The sequence below is a fragment of the Chroococcidiopsis sp. SAG 2025 genome, assembly GCF_032860985.1.
Taxonomy (GTDB): domain Bacteria; phylum Cyanobacteriota; class Cyanobacteriia; order Cyanobacteriales; family Chroococcidiopsidaceae; genus Chroococcidiopsis.
Genome location: NZ_JAOCNC010000001.1, coordinates 4804608 through 4831513, shown reverse-complemented (window position 1 = coordinate 4831513; position 26906 = coordinate 4804608). Strand labels below are relative to the sequence as shown.

Sequence of the window (26906 nt, the reverse complement as noted above, 5' to 3'; positions counted from 1 at the left end):
TTATCCGTTTTGATTCTGACCGATTTCTCGTTCAATGATTTCTTTGATAAATTCAGGGATTTCTTTATTTAGTTCAGTAGCTTGGTGTTTCAGATTTTCATATAGATCAATCTCTTCTTCCTGCCACATTATATCTATTCTCCTCACCTGTTGCATGGCAATATGTGTATAGCTTTCTGGATAAGCCCAGTAACAGGATAAGCAAATAGACTTATCCTTGATAATACTCCAGTTTTCACAATGTTCGCATGACCAAGACTTTGCTCGGTTAGCAGAGCCACAAAGCAGCATAAAGTGTTCAGGTGAAAGTTCCGGTTCTCCATCAATTTCAAAAGGAATACGATGATCGATCTGCAATTCACGTTTATCTACTTGTTCTAAATAAATGAAACACTTACAGCCATAACTCTTAATCAGTTCATCCTTTAGCTGCTTTGATAAACCAGTTCTACCAGAAAATCTAGAAAACCTAGCCTTGTTAACATCTCCAAATCTATAAGCAGCAATCCTTCTACCGTCGCTTCCTGTAACCCAGAAAGTGTCAAGGGGAATTCCACGTTCTCGAACATCTCTTGCTGCTCTTGGAGGATGATTATAGCCGTATATGTTCTTAAGTTCTTCCGTAGTTACAAAACCATGTTGCAAAATGTGATTAATAACAGCTTTTGGTCTTTTCGCAGTCACTGACTGACACAGTTGTATGAAATCATTGGGTAGCGGCTGAGAACTGTTCATGCTTGTCCAATAGAGTAAGCTGTTTATGCGTCCTGCTAATATAGCTCTCTATTCTTGAAATGCGATCGCCAAGTAAACATGGCGACAAATATAAAGACTCTATCGTTACTTCGTCTCTGCCCAACAGTGTTGCTTGGGACGAACGCCCAACTTCAATTTCAATTTTTGTCAACTCTAATTCTTCAGGTAGTGAGTTACCGAAAGTTTTATTTCCTCGTTTACCGTCGTAGCTAACTGCAAACGCGACTCCTTTTTGGTTGAGATTTTCAAGAGCTAGCACAAAATCATCAAAACTGATTCCAGCAAAATATCTTGAATCGCGATCGCCGCACACACCTTGATAAGGCGGATCTATGTAGACAAAATCACTTTGTCTAACTTCAGCTAGCACGTCTTTATAATCCCGACATGTGAATTTGCACTTATTTTTCAGCAGTTGAGATACGCCTTCTATATTTTTTCTCATCTTGTCAGGCTGAGTTCCCTTTCGCCTTTTATCAGGGCTTTGGTTAAAAAAACCTTCAGAGTTATACCGTACAGCCCCTTTTACGCATCGAGCTAACAAATAGAGAAAAAGTTGCGGCTCATTAGTCTTATTAAACTGCTCTCTAACTTGATAGTAATGCCCTACAGAATCGCTATGCTGTTCGTTCCATATATCTGTATAAGCAGTTGCTATTTCTTCAGGGGTTTCTACGATCGCCTGTAGTAATTTAACTAGCGGTTGATTTAAGTCATTGATCCAAAAATTTTGAGAAATTTCCTTAGAAGAGGCTGCAATACTAATTGCAGCAGTTCCGGCAAACGGCTCAACCAGCCTATGTACAGTTTCAGGTAGAAATTTCAAAATCTCTGAAGCAAGATTTCTTTTACTGCCTTGATATTGAACCGGATGAGGAAGGCTAACCATTTTATATAGAACACATGTTCTCAATCAGAATACCATAAAGACTAAGACGGCTAATGAGTTACCAAATTCCCATATTGATAGATGCCCTACAACTAGACCTACAATTACGATTGTTGTGGTTTGTAGTTGAGCATCCAGAGGTAGCAGCCTTGAAACTCGTGTCCGATCCCGCGATCGCTGACAAAATTAGCCGAATGAACGAACGAGTGCGCTGGCAAGATCCTGTCATTCAGCGAAGAGGAATTGACCAAACTCGGCTGGTATTAGAAGATAGGAGAGCGGATAACCCAGAGTTTTCGTTTCTGGTTATAGGCGATACTGGCACTGGTTCGCACCGATATAATAATCCCCAACGCGAAGTAGCTGGACTCTTGCAGCCGCATCTTGCCGATAGCAGTTTCATGCTACATACAGGCGATGTGATTTATCTAGTTGGGTCGAGCGAGTTCTACCTGGATAATTTCATCAAGCCTTATCGAGAGTTTTTAGTCGGTGGCGAAAACCCCAAAGCGATCGCCTACGACCGAATGACTTTTAGCCGACCCATCTTACCAGTTCTGGGAAATCACGATTATTACAATTTGCCATTATTATTTGGCGCGCTCTCTTTGACGACCTTGCCCGTGCGTCGTCTGCTCAAATTTAGAAGAGATTTTGATGTAGGTTGGCACGGATCGAAACAGGGTGATGCTTATGCACGCGCATTTCTAGATTGTCTCAAAGCATTGAAGTTGCCAGGTGAATTAGATCGCCACTTAAGCAAGCACTACACGGCGAAAACGGATACGGGTTATTGCCTGCGCTACGAACCTGGGCATTTTACTCGCTTGCCCAATCGCTACTATACTTTTCGCTATGGCGGAATTGATTTCTTTGCTTTAGATTCCAACACGTTTAACGACCCGCTACCAATATCAACCACTCCAGAGGGAGAAGCACGTCGTCAGCAGGTAGTACAGCGCCGCGATCGCCTCGAACAAGAAAAGCTACAAATTCTTGACGCAGCAGATAAACTGAATCCCGACAATCCCGACGATGCTGAACAATTGGACGATTTGCAAGTCAAACTGTCGCAGATTGAGGAAATTATTGTCGATATCGAAAAGCAATTAGCTATTAACAAAGCAGTAGTCACCGACACCGAACAACTCGATTGGTTGCAACAGCGATTGATTGAATCGTGGCATACAGATGAGGTACGCGGAAGAGTGCTGTACTTTCATCATCCCCCCTACGTGACTGAGGCAACGAAATGGCATCAAGCACAAACTCTGGCAATTCGCGATCGCTTGCGTAGCGTACTCAACGGAGTCGCTGAGGCTGTGGGTTCTCTTCCCCAAGGTCGTCCCATTGTCGATCTAGTTTTAAACGGTCACGCGCACTGTTTAGAATACCTAAAAACAACAGACACGGGACACGCTGATTCCAATATCAATTGGATTGTTTGTGGTGGAAGCGGGTACAGCTTACGCCGCCAGCGCGAAGAAGGGACAGATTTGATGGAAGGAGAAGAAGAAAAGTTAGTAGCGCGATCGCATCTGTTTGTCGGTCGCAACGGTTATGCTACCGAAAAACGTCGCCCCTACACTTGTTTGCGAATTGACGTACAAGATGGTTGTCCCCCCAAATTTGTCATCCGTCCTTTTGTTACCGAAAGATATCAAAAGCGGTGGCACAGATACGCGATCGAGCCTTTTACGATTTGAATGGGATAGCGAGGAGTGAGGAGCGAGGCGAGCGCGCCTGCCGAGGGTTGTGCCAGAGATTCTAACTCTACTACTTGCTACTCGCTTAAACAGGATTGACCGCTACAAAAGTCGTAAAAATCTTGTCACCCACATCGTTAATTTGATGCTGGATGCGATCGAGAAATTCATGCAGTCCAGTATTGACAATTTCCTCAATTGTGATGTATTCCAATTCCGATCGCAATCGACCGAGGGCGCGTTCGGCGGGATTTTGCCAAGTACCGATGGGAGTTCCAGTAATTTGATGTAGCGATTGCTCTGCTTGGAGCAAGCAAAATTGAATCGAACGGGGAAATTCGCGGTTGAGAATCAAAAATTCTGCTACAGCTGTAGGCGCAATGCGATGTCGTCCCCATTTACGATACATCTCATAAGCACTCGCAGATTTTAGCAGTGCTATCCATTGCAACTGGTCTAGAGTCGTCCCCACATCTTTAGCTGAAGGTAGCAAAATATAGTATTTTACATCTAAAATTCGAGCAGTTTTATCAGCTCGTTCTAACAAACGTCCAATTTGTCCGAAATGCCAACCTTCATTGTGCGTCATGGTTGCATTCATCACCCCAGCAAACAAGTGACTGGCTAACTTGACTTCAGCAAAAAAATTCGACCATTCAGGGACGGTATGAGATTGAGCCGCTTCTTTAACCATGAAATAAAATGCATTCACCCGTTCCCACATTTCCGAGGAAATAATTTCCCGGATCGATCGCGCGTTTTCCCGTGCAGCAAACAAGCAAGAAGCGATCGAATTAGGATATTCGCGATCGAAAGTCAAGAACTGAATGACATTTTCTGCTGTCGCTTCACCGTAGCGTTCTTGAAATAACGATAAATCTCCTGTAGTCAAAATCAAAGGTTTCCACTGCTGCGCTTCTCCAGTAGGAGCATCCAATAATAGAGTTAAATTGACATCAATAAAACGGGCAACATTTTCTGCCCTTTCTACATAGCGGTTTAACCAGTAAATTGAATCAGCAACTCTGCTTAGCATAATTAGTTATCAGTTATCAGGAGTGGTAGGGGCGGGTTTTGTGCGAAGATTGAGTGTCTTCACCGTGGATCTTTTGCTAAACCCGCCCGTACCTAAGTAGAAGTAATTGCGAATTCTTACCCTAGCCACTAGCCACCAGCCACTATCCACTCATTTACATACCACCCAAGTATCTTTACTCCCTCCACCTTGGGAGGAGTTGACTACCAGAGAACCTCTTCTGAGGGCAACGCGGGTTAGTCCACCTGGATTGACGTAAATTTCTTTGCCGTAGAGGATATACGGTCGCAAGTCTACGTGACAGCCTTCAAATTGGTCTTCTAGAATGGTTGGCACGCGAGACAAACACAAAGTTGGTTGGGCAATGTAGTTGCGCGGACTAGCCTTAATTTTTTCGGCAAATTCTTGGCGTTGTTCTGGGGTAGCAGAAGAACCAATGAGCATTCCGTAGCCACCAGATTCATTCGCTGCTTTGACAACTAACTTATCGAGATTTGCCAAAACATGAGCCTGTTGATTTGGTTCCCAACAGAGGTATGTAGGAACGTTAGATAAAATCGGTTCTTCGCCCAAATAGTAGCGGATCATCGCTGGAACGTAAGCATAGATGACTTTATCATCGGCTACACCAGTTCCTAGTGCGTTAGCCAGCCCAACTCTACCCGCACGATAGACTTCCATCAGTCCAGGTATGCCTAATAAAGAATCGGGGCGAAATGCTAATGGATCGATAAAATCGTCGTCAATCCGGCGATAAACGGCATCAACGCGCTTTAAGCCTTTGGTAGTCCGCATTTGTAGGTAGCCATCCGCGACTACCAAATCTCGTCCTTCTACCAACTCCACGCCCATTTGCTGTGCCAAGAAGGAATGCTCGAAGTAAGCTGAGTTGTAAATTCCTGGTGTTAAAACAACTACCGTTGGATCGTAGAGTTGAGGAGGAGCTAGGTTGAGTAAAGTTTCTAGTAAATGACTGGGATATTCCTCAACTGGCTGAATTGTCATCGACTCAAAGACTTTTGGAAAAGTGCTTTTCATGACGCGACGATTTTCCAGCACGTAGGAAACACCAGAGGGACAGCGCATATTATCTTCTAGCACGTACCAGCGACCATCGCGATCGCGCACTAGGTCGGTTCCGGTAATATGACACCAGATCCCACCAGGGGGTTTTAGTCCAATACAAGGCTTTAAAAATCCCGTAGCCGATTCGATTAACTCGCTCGGAATTACACTGTCTCGGATGATTTTCTGCTCGTTATAAATATCGTTAATAAACAAATTCAGGGCAAAGATCCGTTGCTTCAGTCCCTTTTCTAGAAACTGCCATTCCTCGGCTGAGACAATGCGGGGAATGATGTCAAAGGGAAAAATCCTTTCTGTACCTTCACCCTCACTGTAGACGTTAAAGGTGACTCCCATGTTCATCAAAGCAATTTGTGCTGCTTGATGTCGCCGTTGTAATTCTCCTGCTGGCAGAGAATTAATTCTTTCTAGCAGTGGAATTGCCTCCGCACGAGGTTTATCTTTAGCGACGAATAGCTCGTCGTAAAAGTCTCCTGGTTCGTAATTGTCGAATCGCACAATAGAAAGGGTAGGGGTAAGGGGAAAAGTCGTAAGTCGGGTATTCGTAAGTCGTAAGTCAGAAGTTACTGACGACTTGCTACTTTTTAGCGATCGCAGTTTGTCTGTCGTTAATGTTGAATTACCTTACCAAATAGAATATCGATCGCATTTCAACTGTAGTTTTGACTACAAAATCAATTGTTAATTGGTAATTCGTAATTGACGGGTGGATAGTAGCGCTTTGGCTGGGGTGAGACCAGCCTGAGAATTTAAAACCTCACAGTTCACTAACTAATTGACGGAATTCGCGCTACGATACCTTTTTTCAGTGGTTCCGGTCGCTCCGACCAAGGCAGCAGACCGTCGTTCTTAGCATGATACTTGCTAGCGCAGTCGAGTATGGCAGCAGCGCTATCTTCAGCAGGTATTGTCCCAAATACATAAGTACACTTTCCTGCTGCCGCAAACGTCACAACGCAGGGAGAGTTACACGCACTCATGCACTCCACTGCTTGTAAAGAAAATTCTGGTGCGAGTTGCCACTCTTCGTAAAGTTGGGTTAAGCGTTCGAACAAGATTTGACCACCACTCACCCCTACTCGTTTACCGTCCTGCCAAGTACTGGCGCAGGTCGTACAGACAAATACAGTGTGTTTCTCTTTCATAGATGTTGCAAAACTTAATAGATATTGTTAATTTTATTTAAGACAAAGTAACAAATAGACAAAAATAATCTCATGACACGCTCTGGATATATTACTTCACCTGGCGAAGGCGAAAAGCTCAACAATTTCGCAGTCGAACCCAAAATGTATGTAGATGAGACCCCTCGCATTGGTTTTACCGAGTACGCAGAACTACTCAACGGGCGGCTAGCAGCGATTGGTTTTGTGGCTTTGATTGCAATGGAAGTATTGACTGGTCACGGCATCTTTGGGTACTTAGCTGGTCTAGGACAATAGATATTCGTACCTTAGGATGCAATGCACAGGTAATTTAAGGTTGCTAGATAAGTGTGAGAGATTGCTAGCAACCCATAATTATTCGATCTAGGAAGAGTGATTGATGGGCGTTGGTTCTGGTAAGTCGATCGCAGGATTGCGCGTGAAGAACCCTACAGGCATCAACTTAAAACCAGCATGGTGAACGGGCATAACAGGCCAGTCTTCAGGGCGAGGAACGTGGGTAGTACCGAACGTGTACCAAGCTACCAAGTCTTGACCTATAAGCGGCTCATCATCTGCAATCAGAGTAGGTAATCCCTGTTGGGAGTTACTTTGGTTGGGATATTCTCCTCCAGCGTGGAGTTCTTTAGGCTTATACTTAGTCACCCAGAAGTGGTGAGTGGCAAAGCCCGCGCGATCGCGAATTGTTGCGTCTTGGCTGGGGAAAAAGACTGTATTTCCAGATGGCATTAACATGTAACTTGTGGGTGCGCCGAGTTGATTTTTGCGAGTCGTACTGGCGATCGCCCATTCTCGGTGTTCTGCTATATTTAGATCCCGAACGGCGCTTTTCTCTGATTTTAGGGGTACATGTTTAGTAACAAACGCATTCCCGTGAGGATTATTTGCACTGATAGGTAAGGATTGAACCGTCATTTCCATTGGCATGTTTGCTTCGCCGTCTACATCCAGGTCTAACCGAAAGTTAAAAAAGTGCTGGTGATTGACACCGACAATGTTTTTGGCGATTAACTTGCCGTAGGTATCTCGATTTGCAGTGGTGACAGAATCCGAGCCTTGGGCTAAAATAAGTCCGTGCAAGTCAGTCCGTACGTCTAACGATCCGTCTTGGTGAAAGATCCAGTTGATGGCATAGTCGTAATTACCGATTGTTGCTGTCGTTGTGACGATGAGCTGGCGATCGCGTCGGACATCCTTGCGTTCGGATCTATAATCGTAGTGCTTCCACAACACGCCATCATCTTTTTCATAAATGCCGATAACATCAGGCATGGCATAAGGTTTCCCCTGCGAGTCTGCTAGCACTGCATCTAGCAATACCCCATTTTCTGGAATTTCTTTACCTAGTTCCTGGGTATTAGTTAGCGTACCAAAATTGTATTCTCCGATATCAAAGGCATTGCGAAACGACCACTGCGGATTGGGATCGCCATAGGGAACGACCATTTCAGATAAACTGGCACGATACATGACTGGACGAAATTCGCGACCGTCTTCATGCTGCACTTGGTAAAGGATCAAACCATCCCGTGGATGCATCATGTAGCGGAATTTCCACCCCTGCCAACTCACTTCATGACCATTGAGTTTGAAGGTGTGACCGTTTGGTTGCAGGATTTTTAGTAATTTGGCTGCCGTTCTTAGAGGGCTAAGCGATCGCCGATTGTAGTCCCAATTTTCCTTGGAGAGAGCTACGACACCCGTATCGCTAAAACTAGCCAGTTTTTTAGCATTGAGATCGACAGTTGCAACGACTCCCTCTATTGGCGTACCGTAATAGTTCCAGCGATCGCCTTTGAAGTAAGATAACGTTCGACACAGACGCGCCCCACTTGACTTTTCTGCTTCAGTCACCAGCCCTACTGCCCAGCCTTCAACGATAACTTGTTTGAAGTCAGTAATGCCTCGCTTCCTCATGGCTGCTTGCCAGCGCGGATCGGCTTTGGTGACTGCCGCTGCTATTTCATATTCTGGTCCCATGATGGCTGGCTGCACGCCAGGAATCTCTTGCCAGGATGACAAAACCCCAGCTTTAGTTTTCGGTTTTAAAGTTACAACAGCTTCGTAGGTTTTGTTTTGAGAGCGATCGTAAACCACGGCAAAAACTTCTCGTTTGAAGGGTTGCCCTGGCTTGAAATTCAAGACTTCTGTTTTATCTGGTTCATTCAGAGCAACGATGGGAAAGTGAATTTCCCGTTGGGGCATTTTCTGTTTAATGACTGCAACGGCTGCTGTAATCTCATTTGCCGTTAATGCATCGAGCGGATGAGTAGGGGTGACGATTCGAGCTAGAGAGAGCCGCATCGAACCAATGGCGATCGCGAATATGATGAACGTGGCTATGGATAACCAAAATTGCTTTCGCCACTGCGAGAATAACTGGGAAAGAATTTGCAACATAGAAAAATTTCTGCGCTATCAGATTTGCAGTCTTGGCTATCGCACTAAGGTATCTGCTTGCTTTTGGGTGGTGATAATAGCGCGATCGGGGACTTTTACACCGTTTTGCAGCGTTACGCCCACCACTATAGCTTCGCTACCGATTGTCACGTCATTACCAACTTTAGAACGAAATAATACAGTATCATCTCCAATTGTGAGATTATCGCCAACTTCGAGAGGTCCGTGAAAAACGATGTTATCGCTCGTATCTAAGTTTTTACCAATACGGATGCTCGTACCTTTGAGCGCATGAAACGTGACTCGATCCTCAATTTGGGCATTCTGCCCAATAATAATTGGCGTGCCTTCATCAGCACGAATTGAAGTTCGCTGTCCTACGGTGCTATTATTGCCAAGCCTGACATCTCCAACGATGCGAGCAAACTCATCGAGTTTCACATTCTGACCGATTGTGGGTTTAACTGGTTTTGGATTCCAAGATGTTTTTGGTGCTGTACTAACACCCGTTACGGCATCAAATCCTGCTTCTTCGTATAGGTGGCTGTAGTTTTCAGCAAACTCGGCATTGACTTCTAATACTTCTTCTTGAAACTTAGAATTAGCTTCCGTTTTGAGTGGGAGAGCATCAGCCTGCGCTTGAGTCGTAATAACTGCCCCAATTGGTACTAAACGGTTTTTGCCAATCCGCACGTTTGACAGAATCGCACCATGCAGTACAAAAGCACCGTCTTCTAGCACTACGTTACTCAAGCGAGTATGAAAACCGATAAAGGTGAAGTTGCCAATTTGTGAATTCTCAATATTTGCCTGATGAGCAATACTCACTCGTTCGCCAGTACTACTTGATTTTGCCGCACAAGCACTTGGAGGAGCCGTATTTCTACGGAGAGCTAGAAATAAAATATTGTCTTGAAAATTAGTCCGATCGCCAATACAAATGCGAGTGTTGGGTTCCGCTCGGATGATAGTGTTACTAGCAATAAAAACTTTACGACCGATTGAAACATCACCGAAAAACTCATCTAACGGACTAATAAAGCTAGAGTTAACTACGATTTTAAATGGTTCAAATAAACTGGTTAAACCCTGAGACTGAACATTAACAGCAATCGTTTTTAGTGTAATAATAATAACAATCAGACCGAGAAACACGAAAAACTTCAACCTACTTTTAGCATTCTTTAGCATAGATTCTTTACCAAAAGCTATAGCAAATTATGTATTTAGAAGCTTACCTTGAAGTTCTAAGGTTGAATAGTTCGCCATAATAATAATACAAGATGCAATTTATCAAAATGACAACTTTTACAGCATGTTTATTTGAGTTGTGAACTAACAAGTGAGAATTGTCATTTGTCATTTGTCATTTTTGAAAGCACAATTATCATGTCACAGACAGAGGGACGGTATTTCACAATTGGTTTATACAGGCTATATTTGGATTTATGTCTTTCATGGTGAATTTAAAAGCGACACAGCAGCGCATCGTTTTTCTAAATTAAACGCTTGTTCGGCAACCTTTTGATTTGTAAAATTGCTCGGTAGAAGAAGCATGAGCGTAGCGATCGCCTCTGCACCTTCCTCTCAGCTTTCATCGCACTACGCAATCCTCAATTAACTCTTACACCCCACACCCTATCTCCACACCCCACACCCCACACTCTTTCTTCACTAGTCACTGATAACTGACTTGGGAATGATGGCAAGGGAGGATGGTAATGTGAAAATAGCGCCAGACATTTTGTGATTCCAAGCAAAGTGTCATAGCGCTAAGTGCAGTAATGAATATAGATCGAAAATTCAAAATAGCGCGATCGCCCTTTTTGAGAAGTTGACAGTTGCAAACGCTCGGTCAGGAACAATAACCTATTCCATGAATATCCTTGAAGTCTCCACTACTCCCTTTACCGACCAGAAGCCAGGTACTTCTGGATTGCGAAAAGCGGTCAAAGTGTTTCAGCAACCCCACTATTTAGAAAACTTCGTCCAATCCATCTTCGATAGTCTCGAAGGTTGTCAGGGACAAACTTTAGCTTTGGGTGGTGACGGTCGTTACTACAACAGAAAAGCGATCCAAATTATTTTGAAAATGGCTGCTGCGAATGGTTTTAGCCGGATTAAGGTCGGTCATCGCGGTATTCTCTCTACTCCTGCTACTTCCTGTATTATTCGCCAATACAAAACCTTGGGTGGAATTATTCTCTCTGCCAGCCATAACCCAGGTGGGGTGGATGGGGACTTTGGCGTAAAATATAACACTGGTAATGGTGGACCCGCACCGGAAAAGGTGACTGAGGCAATCTACGCCCGTAGTAAAACAATCGATCGCTACAAAATTCTGGATGCGCCAGATATCGATTTAGACACTTTAGGCGAGTCTCGTTTGGGAGAGATGACGGTTGAAGTTATCGACTCAGTTCAAGACTACCAAAAACTCATGGAGTCGCTATTTGACTTCGATCGCATTCGTCAATTTCTCACCTCTGGCAAACGCATCTGCATTGATTCCATGCACGCAGTCACGGGTCCCTATGCCCGGGCAATTTTCGAGCAAAGCTTGGGCGCACCGCAAGGTACGGTAGTCAACGGTACGCCTTTAGAAGATTTTGGCGGCGGACACCCAGACCCGAATTTAGTCTATGCCCACGATCTCGTAGAAATTCTGTTTGGAGACAATGCACCGGATTTTGGTGCTGCTTCCGATGGAGATGGCGATCGCAACATGATCTTGGGCAAACATTTCTTCGTCACCCCTAGCGATAGTTTAGCAGTGCTGACAGCCAACGCTAAATTAGTCCCTGGTTATGCTTCAGGACTTGCTGGAGTCGCCAGATCTATGCCCACAAGCCAAGCGGCGGATCGCGTAGCGGCTAAATTGGGGATCGATTGTTACGAAACTCCGACAGGATGGAAGTTTTTCGGCAATCTCCTCGATGCAGGCAAAGCTACCCTGTGTGGGGAAGAGAGTTTTGGTACGGGTTCCAACCACATTCGTGAAAAAGATGGGTTGTGGGCGGTGTTATTTTGGTTGAATATCCTTGCCGTGCGTCAACAATCGGTAGAACAAATCGTGCGCGAACACTGGCAGACATACGGACGCAATTATTACTCGCGCCACGACTATGAAGGAGTAGATAGCGATCGCGCCAACACCTTAATGGAAAAGTTGCGTTCTGTCGCCCCTACACTCAAAGGTAAGCGGTACGGGCAATATGAAGTCGAATATGGAGATGATTTCAGCTATACCGACCCGATTGATGGTAGTATCAGCAGCAAACAAGGCGTGCGGATTGGTTTTGTTGACGGCTCTCGGATCGTCTTCCGCCTTTCCGGTACGGGAACCCAAGGAGCAACATTACGGGTTTACTTTGAAAGCTATGAAGGTGACTCTAGCAAACAAGATCTAGAGGTACAACAGGCGCTAGCCGAACCAATTGCGCTCGCCCAGGAAGTTGCTCAAATTCGCGAATATACTGGAATGTCAAAACCGACAGTGATTACTTAATCAGTTATCAGTTGTCAGTTATCAGTTATCGTAAGCCGTAGGTGTTTTTTACTTACGACTTACGACTTATTACTTACCCCCATGTCATGGCAAAAACTCTGGGAGAACAGCTTTTAGCAGTGACTGTACGACGCTCTCGCCATGCAAGAACTCATTCCAATTGCTGTAGTGTCTGTGGGAAACCATTGGGTAATGATACAACTCCTAGCGATCGCCAAGTTGTAACTGAATCAGATTCAAGTCACATACTCGTTTTTGGGCTAACTGTACTCATCGGTTTACCCTTAGTAGGAACACGACCACTAGCAGTTCGCGTTGGTGGCAATTGCCAGTTTTGCTCTCTTTTGCGTTTCAGTTACCCGTCAGCAGCACTCAAGGCGCACCAATCCAAGGGGAGTGTAAAGCTGATACTGATGCAGTTCCCAGAATTGCTCTCATTTCTGCATTCTCTGGTGAGGCAGATCGATTTATTGATGAAATGCGTTTGAATGACGGCAAAAATAAATTCGATGGCTGCGTAAATATTAACGGACATCGCTTTAGTAAGGGAAAATTGCGCGGTAAGAACGTCGTTGTCGTGCTGACTAATATCAGTATTGTCAACGCTACAATGGTGACGCAATTAACGCTAGACAAATTTAACGTCTCAAAAGTGATTTTTAGCGGGATCGCAGGTGGAGTTGGTGGGGTTGGGGCAAACGACGACGACTCTAATACCCCGAACGAGACACCCATCGGTTCGGTGACGATCCCCAAACGTTGGGGTTTTCCCCAAGAAACGTATTTCAATAACACGGCAGAAATTGTAGCGTGTGCGTTCTCACCCGGACTTCAGCTCAATCACGTCCTGCAAGACCCATTAGAGGAAGCCAAGACCTGTAATTTTCTCATAGGACAAGCATCTGAACCAGGGCAAGCTAATCAAGCAGGAATCTTTCAACCAGATGCCAAAAATGCTTTTTTACGCAATACAAATGTCAGTTCCGATCGCGCACCGCAATTTTACTTCAACCAGAACAACGAACAGATCATCCGTCAAGTTCCATTCCCAGGCGCGTCTGTCAACCTAGAGACAGATCAGGACTTCAAATTCTGGTTTATGGTTGATGAGGCAATGTTTAAAAAAGCAAGTCAGCTGGAAGTTAAATTATTAGATTGTCCTCAAGTTGACCAGGCGGGAAATTGCCCTACTACGCCGATCAATCCACCACCTCAACTCATCGTCGGTCAAAATGGGGTCGCTGGACCTACATTTGTTGACAACGCCCAATATCGTAAATTTCTAGCAACAACCCTCAATTTTGACGAACAAGGCAACCGCAACGCCGACACGGATGTACTAGTTGTCGATATGGAAACTACCGCTTCGGCAATGGTAGCCTATTCCAACAACGTCCCTTTCATTGCCGTCAGAAGCGTTTCCGATTTAGCTGGTGGTGGCGAAGAGGCAGCTGCAACGCAAATCGGCACATTTTTTGCGATCGCAGCGGAAAATCAAGCAAGGGTTGTATTTGCTTTCCTAGAAAAGCTGTAAGCGATCGGTTGGCAGCAACCTCGTTTTCTCCTCGTCTTATCAAGGGAATCGGCAACGCCTAATTCCCTCGAGCGCAAATGGTAGCCAACGCAGTATATATTTACTTCGTGCTACCTGTAATACTGGAGGATTCGATTTATGTCTGCTCATGATGCTAATGCACCTGCTCATCCTACAGACCCAACCATGTTGGATAAAGGATTGACTAAGCGCGAATACATTGCTGCGATCGCCCTAGCCGCAACTGATGCTAGTGCAACAGCCCCAGAACGAGCCAAGCAAGCTGTTGAGTTGACAGATGCTCTGTTTAAGGCATTGCATGGTTAATTTGTAATTCGTAATTCGTAATTATTGCTTTGTCATGATTGTTGTAGTTGCGAATTGCGAATAATCCAGTGTTAATTAGTGCAAACTACTTTATTTCTTCCGAGCTTTGTTTTATAATATCTATATTACAATGAAAATATTTGCAACTTTTAAAAATCTGAATATATTTCCATTATTAAGCAAATAATAACAAAAATTTCCCGCAAAATCAAGTAGCCAACTTTCTTATTTATAGATAATAGGGTGGGCATTGCCCACCTTGAATTGCCTACATTAAATAGACCATAGCAATTTCTATAATTAGAGAAGGATAGCTACTCAGTAAAACAATGGAACGTGGTTTGATTTGGTTGCCACTGCTAGGATTATTTTTTTGGTTAGCTTGGCAGGGACGAAACGAATTTCAAAAAGTAGAAGCCTATCAAAATTGGGCGCAACAGTTTGAAAAATCAAAATACGATATTTATGCGGTTTTGGGACAGAGCGGCAACGAATTAACTTGGGGAAAACCAACACGCACCGGACCCATTGACCTGAAAACTTTTTCTTTAGAACGGGTGCAAGAAATTCGCTTGCTAGTAGAGGAAAAACCAGTAGCGTTGGAGACACCACCCAATAAAGGTAAAGCGATCGCGCTAGAATTTGTCATGCAAGATTCACAAGATACCGTGCGAATTCCCTTTACAGAGATCCCCATTGCTGTAGAGTGGGGTAAATATTTACTTAGAAAGAAGAACTGAGATCCCATTCTCGCAAAGCGATCGCTACTCCTTGTTGTAGTTGCGGTGAAATGTTAGCATCAGCAGCAAGTTGAGTTAACTGTTGATAGGCAGCAGTAGAATTTAACTGTTTGAGAGCAGCGATCGCGTGCAATTTGACGGCAAGATCTGAGTCCGCTAGTAATTGAATCAGCGATGGAATTGCTTGCATTTCACCTAATTGACCTAAAGACAAAGCGATCGCTTGCTTGAGTTTAGCGTGTTGTGCTGCTAAGCGATTGGTACGCAGCAATTCGAGTAAAATCTCTGCTGCTTGTGGCTTTAAACTTAACTGTTCGACTCGTCCTAAAGCATGAATTGTTTCTTGCCAAATTGCGATTGCAGTTATTTGCTCGAAAACTTGCCGTAAATATTCCAGACTGGCTGAGGTTTCAATTCTGCCTAGAGCTAAGACAATTTCTATCTGTAAAGCGCTCGGCGTATGGGGAGACTGCAAGACTCGGAACAAACCTGTTGCAGCTCGATCCGTTCCTAATCTACCTAAACCGTTTGCAGCAGCTAGACAAACATCTATGCTGAAGTCATACAATCTCAGCAACAAGAGATCGACTAAATTCAATTCTTCCCGCAAGTCGGGGCGAAAACTCAAGCCAGTAACGGCTTCTTTTCTCACTTTTGCCCCCAAATCGCTTAAAGCTTCCACCAAAATGGGCGGAATTTTAGGATCGTGAAAGCTACTCAAAGCTTCGATCGCGATCGCTCTAATTTCCACATCTGAGTCTCGAACAACACTGAGTAGAGGCTCGATTGTTTCTTTGGTACGAATATAGGCAAGCGATCGCGTAGCTAGCGCTCTTGTATTCTCTCGCTCTAACAACTTTGTAATTGCAGATACAGCATTCGAGCCAATTTCTGCTAAAGCTGCGGCTGCTATTCCCTGTTCTTCTGGATTTGCTGATGTTTGCAATAACTCTACCAAAGCTGCGATCGCTTCTGGATTGTCAAAAGTCCCCAAACTCCGCACGGCAAACCAGCGCAATTCTTCATCCGCATCTTCATCTGCCAAAATTTCCAATAAAGATGCGATCGCCTCTCGTCCGAATTTAGGCAGTAACTTCGCCACATCCCACCGTTGATGAAAATCTCCCCACATCAAAATATCAATTGCCCAGATGAGCGGAGTCGGGGAGAAGAGAGCTGAGGGAGCTGTAGGGCGTAGACACCCGAAGGGTGGCTTCTCGGAGAATAGCCCTTCTCGGAGAATGGGAGCCAAGGGAGCTGAGGGAGAAAATTTAGTTCCGAATTCCGAATTCCGACTTCCAACTTCCGCCATGAGTTGCTGAAGGTATTGGAGTAGCAACGCCCAGTTAGAAGCAGCGTGGGCGAGTTGTGCCTGTTCTAACAAATTAGCAGTCTGTAAATTCACGGTTAAATTACTGCGATTTGAATTAGATGATGGTCAGTTATCAGAGAGCAGGGAGCAGGGAGTAGGGAGCAGCGATAAAAAGTGCTAGTAAAACAAAGTCTCAATCTCTGTACGAAAAATCTGGTGGCGATCGCTAGCTGCTAGCTAATTATGTCAAGACGTAACATAATCGCCTACACGCACCAACCACTGACAACTTTATATAGACGGTACATGTAACGTCTCTACACTGACAACTGATAACTGTTAACTGACAACTGTTTTCAGTCTGACCTAATTGAGACATGCTACATCCGTCTTTGTACCGATTTCTATGTCATATCTGCATAGGAATGATGCAAAAAGTTCAATAAAAGCAATGATTTGTTACTTAAGTTACGAATTGGTAGGAAAAATCCGCGTAATTTAGTTTTTAACGAGCAAGCAACACGGGTCAGCACGCGATCGAACTGCGATCCATCAAACTATTATTCAGACTGCAAGGACTGGGGTTGTTGCTTAAATTCGGAGGGTTAATAGTACAGAAGGCGATCGCAAAGTATCGAATGTATCAAAAATCCAGGGATGAATTTTCATATGATGCCATTTTAAAACAACTGCGTGGTGTCTTGTTTGATTCCAGCCCCAAACAAACTGAAGGTACGTTGCAAACGTCAATCCTACAATGAAAAGAAGATTTTGCCAAGGAAGGCAACGGAAAGCAGGTTGTAACAAAATCTGACAGCTGACAGAAACTTAGAACTAGCGGAATTTTTGATTTTTTCAACATAAGTGCTGGTAGTGGCACGAAAATAGCAGATAACAGGGATAAAGCCATATGACGGACGCAGCAACCTCCAAGGCAAGTCTGAATAAATTTGAAAAATTTAAAGCAGAAAAAGATGGTCTTGCGGTTAAAGCAGAGATCGAACAATTTGCCTCTATTGGCTGGGAAGCAATGGATGAAACAGATCGCGACCATCGCCTTAAGTGGCTAGGCGTGTTCTTTCGTCCAGTCACTCCAGGTAAATTCATGATGCGGCTGCGGATGCCTAATGGCATTATCACCACCCATCAGATGCGAGTGCTGGGTGAAGTCCTGCAACGCTATGGCGATGACGGTAGCGCAGACATCACTACCAGACAGAATATTCAGCTGCGGGGCATTCGGATTGAAGACTTGCCAGAGATCTTTCAAAAATTTGCTGCTGTGGGATTAACCAGCATCCAATCGGGGATGGATAACGTCCGTAACATTACTGGCGATCCGCTAGCAGGACTCGATGCCGAAGAGTTATTTGACACGCGAGACTTGGTGCATCAAGTGCAAGACGCAATCACCAATTACGGTGAGGGAAACCCAGAATTCACCAACCTACCGCGAAAATTTAATATTGCCATTACTGGGGGTCGCGATAACTCCGTCCATGCAGAGATCAACGATTTGGCTTTTGTTCCGGCGTTTAAGGACGGGAGTCGGGAGTCGGGAGTCGGAAATCGGGAAAAAGAATTTGGTTTTAACATCCTAGTTGGTGGTTTCTTTTCTGCTAAACGTTGCGAGGCGGCGGTTCCTCTCGATGCTTGGGTAGCACCAGAAGAAGTGGTGGCTGTATGCAAAGCAGTTTTGGAAGTTTATAGAGATAATGGGCTGCGAGCCAATCGACAAAAAGCTCGCTTGATGTGGCTGATTGACGAGTGGGGGATGGAAAAATTCCGTCTAGCTGTAGAAACCCGAATGGGTAAATCTTTGCGATCGGCAGCCGCTAAAGACGAAATTGACTGGGAAAAACGCGACCACATTGGAGTCTACCCTCAAAAACAGCTAGGACTAAACTACATCGGCTTACACGTTCCTGTCGGGCGGCTCTACGCTCAAGATATGTTTGAAGTAGCGCGGTTGGCAGAAGTTTATGGTATTGGTGAGATTCGCCTGACTGTAGAACAAAACATAATTATTCCCAACATTCCCGATTCGCGTCTCGGAACCTTCCTGGCGGAACCACTCTTACAACGCTTCTCTATAGAACCCGAGACGCTGACCCGAGGACTCGTATCATGTACGGGCGCTCAGTTCTGTAACTTTGCCTTGATTGAAACCAAAAATCGAGCGCTGGCAACAATTAAGGCGCTAGAGGCAGAACTAAGATTTACTCAACCAGTCCGCATTCACTGGACGGGATGCCCCAACTCCTGCGGACAACCCCAGGTAGCGGACATTGGGCTGATGGGAACCAAAGCCCGTAAAGATGGCAAAGCTGTAGAAGGTGTTGACATCTACATGGGTGGCAAAGTCGGCAAGGATGCTCATTTAGGTAGCTGCATTACAAAGGGAATTCCCTGCGACGATTTGCAGCCAGTGTTGCGAAATTTACTCATCGAGCATTTCGGCGCTAGACCGAGGCAAGAAGCCATCTTGGGAGCGAGGGGCTAGGGAAAGAAGTCAAAAGTCAAAATTTACCTCTCGCCAATTACCAATTACCAATTACCAATTACCAATTACCACTTCAAGAATGACCAAGTTTACAAGACGGCAATTCATCATCACGACAGGCGCGGCAGCAGCAGGTTCAGCTTTCGTTCACGGTTGCAGTTCAAGCAACACGGCAAGTAACAATACCTCTACTACGAATACTAGTTCGACAGCTAATGTTAGTCCCGTTGCCGACGCTCCCAAAGTAGAGACGACTACAGCAAAGTTAGGCTTTATTGCCCTGACTGATTCTGCACCCTTGATTATTGCTGCGGAAAAGGGACTTTTTGCCAAATACGGCATGACTGATGTGAAGGTGGAAAAGCAAGCCTCTTGGCCCGTCACCCGCGATAACTTAACACTAGGTTCTGGTGGTGGTGGAATTGATGGGGCGCATATTCTCACACCAATGCCTTACCTAATGACCTTGGGAACGATTACTGAGGGTAAAAAGGTTCCCATGTACATTCTGGCAAGGTTGAATACCAACGGTCAGGCAATTTCTGTTGCTGAAACTTACAAGGAGTTAAAGGTAGCTAAGGAAAGCACGCCACTCAAGGAAGCCTTCGCTAAATCTAAAGCTGCTGGCAAAGATCTCAAGGTAGCCATGACCTTTCCTGGCGGGACACACGACTTGTGGATTCGTTACTGGCTAGCGGCTGGTGGTGTTAATCCTGACTCTGATGTTTCGGTCGTCCCCGTTCCACCACCGCAAATGGTCGCCAACATGAAAGTGGGCAACATGGAAGCTTTCTGTGTAGGAGAACCTTGGAATGCCCAACTGGTGAACCAAAAGCGAGGCTACACGGCTTTGGTAACTGGAGAACTTTGGAACGACCATCCAGAAAAAGCTTTTGCAATGCGGGCTGACTGGGTAGATAAAAATCCTAATGCAGCGAAAGCATTATTGATGGCAGTACAAGAAGCCCAACAATGGTGCGAAAAAGTAGAAAACAAAGAGGAGATGGTGAACATTGTCTCCCAGCAGAAGTGGTTTAGAGTCCCAGCTAAAGATATTATCGAGCGAGCCAAGGGCAACATTGACTACGGCGACGGTCGTACAGAAGAAAACTATGCACACAAAATGAAGTTCTGGGCAGACAATGCTTCTTATCCCTATAAGAGTCATGACTTGTGGTTTTTGACGGAAAATATTCGCTGGGGTTATATTCCGGCAAATACAGACACGAAGAAACTTGTAGACCAAGTCAATCGCGAAGATCTATGGAAAGAAGCTGCTAAAGCGATTGGCGTACCAGATGCAGAGATTCCTAAGAGTACTTCCCGTGGTGTGGAAACTTTCTTTGATGGAGTCAAATTCGATCCGGCAAATCCTGAAGCTTATTTGAAGAGTCTAAAGATTAAGAAGGCTTAATGAGAGTTAAGGAGCGAGGAGCGAGGAGTAAAGGGGACAAGGAAGAAATTCGCAATTTCTGAATTACTACACCCGACTCCCGACTACGCAGTTCCGATGCGGAGGACACCTCCGCCTCCACCCGCTTCCCGACTCCCGACTCCCACAATATTCTTAGCAACCACAGCAGAATCGGAGGAGCATGACCGCAACGCTAGAGAGTCGTTCGAGAAAAAGTTTACAGCAGAAAGCGATCGCCAAGTTTATCGCTAAAAAAGTGATTCCGCCCATCGTTGCGATCGCCATTTTTGCAGTTGTTTGGCAGTTACTTACAATGAGTGGGATTCTCGCTTTGCCTTCGCCACTCACGGTAATCCAAGAAACATGGGACCCTTACATCATCAATCCCTTTTTTGATAATGGTGGTACGGATAAGGGATTAGCATTACAAATTCTGGCTAGTTTGGGACGGGTAGCAATCGGTTTTTCCCTCTCAGCCATTGTCGGAATTACTCTGGGAATTCTGATTGGCTCGAATGAATTTGTTTACAACGCTGTAGACCCAATTTTTCAAGTTCTCAGAACCGTTCCACCTTTGGCATGGTTGCCTTTATCGTTGGCAGCATTACAACAATCTAATCCTTCCGCAATTTTTGTAATTTTCATTACAGCAATTTGGCCCATTATCATTAACACGACAGTGGGCGTACAACAGCTACCTCAAGATTATCGCAACGTTGCCAGAGTTCTCAAACTCAGGGGAAAAAAATATTTCTTTAAAATTCTGTTTCCCGCCACCGTGCCTTACATCTTTACAGGTTTAAGAATTGGGATCGGCTTATCTTGGTTAGCAATTGTTGCCGCAGAAATGTTAGTTGGTGGTGTCGGCATCGGCTTCTTTATCTGGGACGCTTATAACAGCTCTTTATTAAGTCAAATCATCATCGCTCTGATTTATGTCGGTGTCGTCGGTCTGCTATTAGACAGACTAGTGGCTTTCATTGCTAGTAAAGTCGTTCCAGAAGAACAGCATTAGGAAATGGTTAATAGTTGATGGTTAATCGTTAATAGCAATTAGCAATCAACTATTAACAATTAATAATTGACAACCACCAACTACCAATTACCAACTACCAATTACCATGTCAGTTTTTGTTGAAGTTGACCACGTTGACAGAATATTCACCCTGCCGAATGGTAGTACCTACACGGCGCTGAAAAATATTGAATTAAAAATTAAACAGGGTGAATTTATTTCTTTGATCGGTCACTCTGGTTGTGGCAAATCGACGCTACTAAATATTATTGCTGGTCTAGACCGTGCCAGTCGTGGCGGCGTAATCCTAGAAGGACGGCAGGTGAAAGAACCTGGTCCCGATCGCATGGTGGTATTTCAAAACTACTCTCTACTGCCCTGGATGACAGTGTACGAGAATATCTCGCTGGCAGTTGATGAAGTTTACAAAAATCAAACCAAGGCAGAAAGACGCTCGACTGTCGAACATCACATCGATTTAGTCGGCTTGCGTCACGCTAGAGATAAGCGTCCAGGCGAACTCTCTGGGGGAATGAAACAACGGGTGGCGATCGCCCGTGCTTTAGCAATTCGCCCCAAGTTACTGCTACTCGACGAACCCTTCGGGGCGTTAGATGCTCTAACGCGGGGTGGTTTGCAGGAACAATTGATGAAGATCTGCGAAGAAAGTCACGTAACCTGCGTGATGGTGACGCATGACGTAGACGAAGCCTTATTGCTGAGCGATCGCATTGTCATGCTCACCAACGGTCCCGAAGCGCAGATCGGACAAATTCTGGATGTCAACATTCCCCGTCCCCGGCAGCGGATGGAAGTCGTGAATCATCCCAGCTACTACGCCATGCGTAACGAGCTGATTTACTTCCTCAACCAACAAAAACGCATCAAGCAGCGCAAAGCAAAACAACACGTTGTCATTGCTGGCAACGGTTTAGAAAAAGTCAATTTAGAAATCGGTTTTATTCCCCTCACCGACTGCGCTCCATTAGTCGTAGCTAAAGAAAAAGGCTTCTTTGCCAAATACGGCTTAACCGATGTCCACCTCAGCCGCGAACCGAGTTGGAAGGAGATCGCTAAAGGTGTGGGTACGGGACGCTTAGATGCTGCCCAAATGGTTGCAGGGATGCCCTTAGCCATGACTTTAGGGGCGGGTGGTAAAACTCCAGTTCCCATTGTCAGCGCCCTTACCCTCTCCCGTAACGGTAACGCGATTACGCTGAGCAAAAAGTTTTTCGAGCAAGGAGTCAGAACCCTAGCTGACTTAAAAGCCGCGATCGCCTCTGACTCCGATACCGTCCATACCTTCGGGATGGTACACCCAGCCTCAATGCACAACTTGCTGCTGCGTTATTGGCTAGCTGCGGGAGGCATCCACCCCGATGAAGATGTCAGCTTAACCGTGATTCCGCCACCACAAATGGTAGCTAATCTCAGAGCTGGTAACATTGACGGTTATTGTGTCGGCGAACCTTGGAATTCCCGCGCCGTCTACGAAGAACTGGGATTTGTCGTTGCCACCGATCTAGATTTGTGGGCGGGACATCCAGAAAAAGTTTTAGGCGTGCGGGAAGAATGGGCGAACCAGTATCCCCAAACTCACGTTGCCCTGGTTAAAGCACTATTAGAAGCTTGCGACTACTGCGACGATCGCCGCCATCGGGAAGAGATTCTCGAATTACTCTGCCGACCGGAATACGTCGGTTCCGATCCCGCTTACACCCGTCCTGGGTTCCTCGATCCCTACAATCGCGGCGACGGTTCCGCACCCCAACAACTACTGCATTTCAACCAATTCCACGTAGACAAAGCCAACTATCGCGATCGCACCGATTTGCTGTGGATCTTGACTCAGTTGGCACGCTGGGGATTAATTCCCTTCCCGAAAAACTGGGTCGAAGTCCTCGATCGCGTCAGTCGTACTGATGTATTTGGCATCGCCGCCCGCGAACTAGGATTCATGGACATCGGACACGATCCCCAACCCATCAAACTATTTGACGGCAAAATCCTCTATCCCGATCGCCCGATCGACTACCTCAACAGTTTGGAAATCAAACACCAAATCCGCGTAGAAGAAATCGCGATCGATCCTGTAGTCACTGTTTAAAAAGAAGGGCAAGGGAGACAAGGGGGACAAGGAAGACAAGGAGGACAAGGGAGACAAAGAAGAAGTCAAAATCTAGCTCTCGCCTCTTGCCTTTTACCCCTTACCCCTCACCTCTTACCCCTACTCCCCACTCCTGTACGGGCGGGTTTAATCGTAGAATTGTTTGTTCTAGTACAAACTCCTCAAAAAAACCCGCCCCTACCACTCCCTACTCCCTAAAAAAAACATGCAAATTAGAGAAACTCACCTTACACCCCACACCCTACACCCTACACCCCGTACCCCTTTTCTAGTCATAGAAGATGTTTCCAAGGTCTATCCGACGAAAAATGGTTCTTACACAGTTTTAAAAGATGTCAATTTCACTGCTTGCGAAGGTGAGTTTATCTGTCTGATCGGTCACTCTGGTTGCGGTAAGACTACCCTGTTGAACATGGTGGCAGGATTTAACAAACCGACTACAGGGGAAGTCAGGCTGCAAAACGATCGCGTCACCGAACCAGGACCAGAACGGATGATGGTGTTTCAAAATTACTCTTTGCTGCCCTGGATGACGGCGTTTGATAACGTCTATCTATCAATTGATGCCGTTCATCCTAATATGCCAGCGGCGCAGAAAAAAGCGATCGCTAAAGAGCATTTAGCAATGGTAGGACTGACGGAAGCTGCCGATAAAAAGCCGCGTCAGCTATCTGGTGGGATGAAACAACGAGTGGCGATCGCTCGTGCTTTGGCAATTCGTCCCCAAATCCTGATCCTCGACGAACCTTTCGGGGCGCTGGATGCCATTACCAAAGAAGAACTCCAAGAAGAACTGCTAACAATTTGGAGAGAACACCGCGTCACCGTGCTAATGATCACGCATGACATTGACGAAGCCCTATTTTTATCCGATCGCACGATCTTGATGACTAACGGTCCCTCGGCAACGATTGGCGAAGTTTTAGAAGTCCCCTTTTCCCGTCCCCGCCAACGCGCTCGTATCATCGAAGATCCCCGTTACTACGAACTGCGCAACCACATTCTCGACTTCTTGTATCATCGCCACGCTCACGTAGAGTAGGAGCGAGGAGTAAGGAGTGAGGAGTGAGGGGACTTTTGAGAAGTCAGAAGTCAGAATTAACTGCTTGTGCGCTCCCTGCTCCCTGTTCCTACTGATAACTGAAATAGCGATCGCCAAACAAATAGCGCGATCGCGATTTTTTTGCAATCTGTCTTTAGGTGGTAAATATGTATGAAAATGCATGATTATTATGCGTTTATTTCATAATTAATGTAATTTCGTTACAAAATATACGAAACTTCTGGCTTTAGTAATCCAATCTAGAGTAGTAACCAGTATTGAAAGTACCATTAAAAATTCAGACACAATCACTTTTCTATCAGTGTTATGGATGTAATTTGTGCAAATAAAAACTCAAGTCAGCAAATGTTTACGGTATGGTTTGCCAAGATTTTTCGACACTGATAGAACTTTTTCAAACTGGTCAAAGATAGCCTGATTCAGACTCATAGAACCCAATAGCTCTTACAACACTCTTGAGGCAATTTCAGAATTGCCAATAGTGCAACTTTTGCAATTCCTACTCTTTTGACTTAGGAAGTCATCTCATGCTCAAAGGCTTAATTTCTTTCCAGGGTCGCTATCGCATCTTACATCAAACGTGGTTTGCTTTCTTTTTAACTTTCGTTTGTTGGTTTAACTTTGCACCCTTTGCCGGATTAATTCAGAAAGAACTTCATTTAAGCGATCCGCAAAAAACAACTCTCCTCATCTGCAACGTAGCACTGACAATTCCAGCCCGTATTATTATCGGTATGCTGCTGGATCGGTTTGGACCGAGAATTACCTACTCTTTTCTGTTGATGTTTGCCGTAGTTCCTTGTATGGCAACAGCAATGTCTCACGATTTCAACCAGTTGGTATGGAGTCGTTTGCTGATGGGGATTGTCGGTTCTGGATTTGTCATTGGCATTCGCATGGTGTCTGAGTGGTTCCCGCCTAAGGATATTGGTATTGCTCAAGGTGTCTATGGCGGCTGGGGTAATTTTGGAGCTTTTGGTGCTGAATTTGCTCTCCCAATTCTTGCAGTAGCTACTGGCTTTGTTGCAGGTGGTGCATCTAACTGGCGCTTAGCGATCGCCCTTACAGGTATTGTTGCTGCAATTTACGGTGTTATCTACTTCAATACTGTCCAAGATACTCCTAGCGGTAAAGTTTACAAGCGTCCTCAGAAAAATGGCGCGATGGAAGTCACCAGCAAAGGCAGTTTTTATGCCATGCTGCTGTCAAATTTCGGTCTGATTTTCGCTCTTGGTTTGTTAGCTTGGCGTTTGGCTCAACCTAAAATCCACTTCCTCAGCCCAAGCCAAATGTATATTGTTTGGATTGGGCTATTAGGGTTGTATGCTTACCAAACTTATCAAGCTTGGCGCGTCAATAAAGAGTTATTAACCGGACAAAAAATTTACGCTCCATCCGAACGCTATCAATTTCGTCAAGTTGCTTTACTCGAATTCACTTACGTCACCAATTTTGGTTCGGAATTGGCAGCAGTTTCTATGCTCCCAATCTTCTTTGAAACAACTTTTAGCTTGGATCATCACATGGCAAGTATCATTGCCTCATGCTATCCATTCTTAAACTTAGTTTCTCGTCCCAGTGGTGGTTTAATTTCCGATAAACTAGGTTCGCGTAAATGGACGATGACAGTTATTTCGGTTGGAATTGGGATTAGCTACTTACTCGCTTACGAAATTAATGGTAGCTGGGCTTTACCACTCGCGATCGCCGTGACAATGCTCTCTGCTTACTTTGCCCAAGCTGGTTGTGGTGCAACTTACGGAATCGTACCTCTGATTAAAAAAGAAATTACCGGACAAATTTCTGGTAATGTCGGAGCATATGGTAACTTTGGTGGGGTAATTTATTTAACAATTCTCAGCCTGACCAATGCTCGTACTTTGTTTGCCACAATGGGAATCGCTGCTCTAGTTTGTGCTAGCTTATGCGCCTTCTTCTTGAAGGAACCAAAAGGCTCTTTTGCTGAAGATTACGAAACTAATACTGCGACAGCAGAACATGCGCTACCAAGTAGTTCTATGTTGGCAGAAGAATTAGAATAAAATCTCTTGTTGCATTCCACCTACCTAATTTTTATACGGGATAACGCAGTTTAAAATTTATATTTTTATACGGGATAACGCAGTTTAAAATTTATCTGCGTTCTCCTGTTTTTCTCTATGTATTAGTACTTAATGATACTTATCAGTTATCAGTTAACAGTTATCAGCAACCAATGACAAATCGCTGCGCTCGCCAAAAGTTTTTTAAATACTATATTCGTTTACCTCTATCTATGGTTATAATTTTTACTATGAAGTGAACCAGTAAATAGCACGAATAA

General features: G+C 44.9%; 22 protein-coding genes. 14 read left to right on the top strand and 8 right to left on the bottom strand.

The window, feature by feature from the left end:
* Positions 1–735 carry an HNH endonuclease gene (locus N4J56_RS23695; protein ID WP_410500372.1) on the bottom strand — a complete coding sequence of 245 codons (735 nt, stop codon included), beginning with the start codon at positions 733–735 and terminating at the stop codon, positions 1–3.
* The gene (locus N4J56_RS23690) at positions 707–1645 is read right to left on the bottom strand and encodes a DNA adenine methylase (RefSeq protein ID WP_317108679.1); all 939 of its coding nucleotides are present in this window, start codon (positions 1643–1645) and stop codon (positions 707–709) included. The genes N4J56_RS23695 and N4J56_RS23690 overlap by 29 nt, the downstream gene beginning before the upstream one ends.
* 149 nt (positions 1646–1794) lie before the next feature.
* Between N4J56_RS23690 and N4J56_RS23685 the strand changes: the two genes are divergently transcribed.
* Positions 1795–3351 carry a metallophosphoesterase gene (locus tag N4J56_RS23685; protein ID WP_410500573.1) on the top strand — a complete coding sequence of 519 codons (1557 nt, stop codon included), beginning with the start codon at positions 1795–1797 and terminating at the stop codon, positions 3349–3351.
* Between the two features lie 85 nt (positions 3352–3436).
* Here the strand turns inward: N4J56_RS23685 and N4J56_RS23680 are convergent, their stop codons facing one another.
* The 3 genes from N4J56_RS23680 to N4J56_RS23670 form a co-directional block, all read right to left on the bottom strand.
* Positions 3437–4387, bottom strand: coding sequence for an alpha-E domain-containing protein (locus tag N4J56_RS23680; RefSeq protein WP_317108677.1), 951 nt, complete (start codon positions 4385–4387; stop codon positions 3437–3439).
* A gap of 150 nt (positions 4388–4537) precedes the next feature.
* Positions 4538–5971 (bottom strand): circularly permuted type 2 ATP-grasp protein, encoded by a 1434-nt coding sequence (locus N4J56_RS23675; RefSeq protein ID WP_317108676.1) that lies wholly within the window; start codon positions 5969–5971, stop codon positions 4538–4540.
* A 269-nt stretch (positions 5972–6240) separates the two neighbouring features.
* A complete protein-coding gene (locus tag N4J56_RS23670; RefSeq protein WP_317108675.1) occupies positions 6241–6618 on the bottom strand; it encodes a DUF1636 domain-containing protein in 378 nt (125 codons plus the stop codon).
* 72 nt (positions 6619–6690) lie between these two features.
* On the opposite strand from N4J56_RS23670, the gene N4J56_RS23665 reads away from it, so the two are divergent.
* Positions 6691–6915 carry a hypothetical protein gene (locus N4J56_RS23665; protein WP_015155559.1) on the top strand — a complete coding sequence of 75 codons (225 nt, stop codon included), beginning with the start codon at positions 6691–6693 and terminating at the stop codon, positions 6913–6915.
* Between the two features lie 87 nt (positions 6916–7002).
* Here the strand turns inward: N4J56_RS23665 and N4J56_RS23660 are convergent, their stop codons facing one another.
* On the bottom strand, positions 7003–9039 hold the full coding sequence (locus N4J56_RS23660; RefSeq protein ID WP_317108674.1) for a primary-amine oxidase: 2037 nt from the start codon (positions 9037–9039) through the stop codon (positions 7003–7005).
* A 36-nt stretch (positions 9040–9075) separates the two neighbouring features.
* Positions 9076–10230, bottom strand: a complete 1155-nt coding sequence (locus N4J56_RS23655; RefSeq protein WP_317108673.1) for a carbonate dehydratase — start codon at positions 10228–10230, stop codon at positions 9076–9078.
* Positions 10231–10915: 685 nt separating this feature from the next.
* Here N4J56_RS23655 and N4J56_RS23650 point away from each other — a divergent pair.
* From N4J56_RS23650 to N4J56_RS23635, 4 genes are all read left to right on the top strand, one after another.
* The gene (locus N4J56_RS23650; RefSeq protein WP_317108672.1) at positions 10916–12547 is read left to right on the top strand and encodes an alpha-D-glucose phosphate-specific phosphoglucomutase; all 1632 of its coding nucleotides are present in this window, start codon (positions 10916–10918) and stop codon (positions 12545–12547) included.
* 325 nt (positions 12548–12872) lie between these two features.
* Positions 12873–14081 carry a phosphorylase gene (locus N4J56_RS23645; protein WP_317108671.1) on the top strand — a complete coding sequence of 403 codons (1209 nt, stop codon included), beginning with the start codon at positions 12873–12875 and terminating at the stop codon, positions 14079–14081.
* Between the two features lie 138 nt (positions 14082–14219).
* Entirely contained in the window at positions 14220–14408 is a 189-nt protein-coding gene (locus tag N4J56_RS23640; protein ID WP_106165912.1) for a hypothetical protein, read from the top strand.
* 329 nt (positions 14409–14737) lie between these two features.
* On the top strand, positions 14738–15148 hold the full coding sequence (locus N4J56_RS23635; protein ID WP_317108670.1) for a hypothetical protein: 411 nt from the start codon (positions 14738–14740) through the stop codon (positions 15146–15148).
* Here N4J56_RS23635 and N4J56_RS23630 read toward each other — a convergent pair.
* Positions 15132–16553 (bottom strand): HEAT repeat domain-containing protein, encoded by a 1422-nt coding sequence (locus N4J56_RS23630; RefSeq protein WP_317108669.1) that lies wholly within the window; start codon positions 16551–16553, stop codon positions 15132–15134. The genes N4J56_RS23635 and N4J56_RS23630 overlap by 17 nt on opposite strands.
* Positions 16554–17370: 817 nt before the next feature.
* Between N4J56_RS23630 and N4J56_RS23625 the strand changes: the two genes are divergently transcribed.
* The 8 genes from N4J56_RS23625 to N4J56_RS23590 all read left to right on the top strand — a co-directional run bounded on the left by N4J56_RS23625 (position 17371) and on the right by N4J56_RS23590 (position 26625).
* Complete coding sequence (locus tag N4J56_RS23625; protein WP_317108668.1) at positions 17371–18963, top strand: ferredoxin--nitrite reductase; 1593 nt, start codon at positions 17371–17373, stop codon at positions 18961–18963.
* Between the two features lie 79 nt (positions 18964–19042).
* A complete protein-coding gene (locus tag N4J56_RS23620; protein ID WP_317108667.1) occupies positions 19043–20377 on the top strand; it encodes a CmpA/NrtA family ABC transporter substrate-binding protein in 1335 nt (444 codons plus the stop codon).
* A 96-nt stretch (positions 20378–20473) separates the two neighbouring features.
* Positions 20474–20629, top strand: coding sequence for a hypothetical protein (locus N4J56_RS23615; protein WP_317108666.1), 156 nt, complete (start codon positions 20474–20476; stop codon positions 20627–20629).
* Positions 20559–21392, top strand: a complete 834-nt coding sequence (gene ntrB / locus N4J56_RS23610; RefSeq protein ID WP_317108665.1) for a nitrate ABC transporter permease — start codon at positions 20559–20561, stop codon at positions 21390–21392. Before N4J56_RS23615 ends, ntrB begins: the two co-directional genes overlap by 71 nt.
* Positions 21393–21498: 106 nt before the next feature.
* Positions 21499–23499, top strand: a complete 2001-nt coding sequence (locus tag N4J56_RS23605) for a nitrate ABC transporter ATP-binding protein (RefSeq protein ID WP_317108664.1) — start codon at positions 21499–21501, stop codon at positions 23497–23499.
* Between the two features lie 226 nt (positions 23500–23725).
* Entirely contained in the window at positions 23726–24562 is an 837-nt protein-coding gene (locus tag N4J56_RS23600) for a nitrate ABC transporter ATP-binding protein (RefSeq protein ID WP_317108663.1), read from the top strand.
* 16 nt (positions 24563–24578) lie between these two features.
* Positions 24579–24737 carry a hypothetical protein gene (locus tag N4J56_RS23595; protein ID WP_317108662.1) on the top strand — a complete coding sequence of 53 codons (159 nt, stop codon included), beginning with the start codon at positions 24579–24581 and terminating at the stop codon, positions 24735–24737.
* 373 nt (positions 24738–25110) lie between these two features.
* A complete protein-coding gene (locus N4J56_RS23590; protein ID WP_317108661.1) occupies positions 25111–26625 on the top strand; it encodes a NarK family nitrate/nitrite MFS transporter in 1515 nt (504 codons plus the stop codon).
* Positions 26626–26906 lie beyond the last annotated feature (281 nt).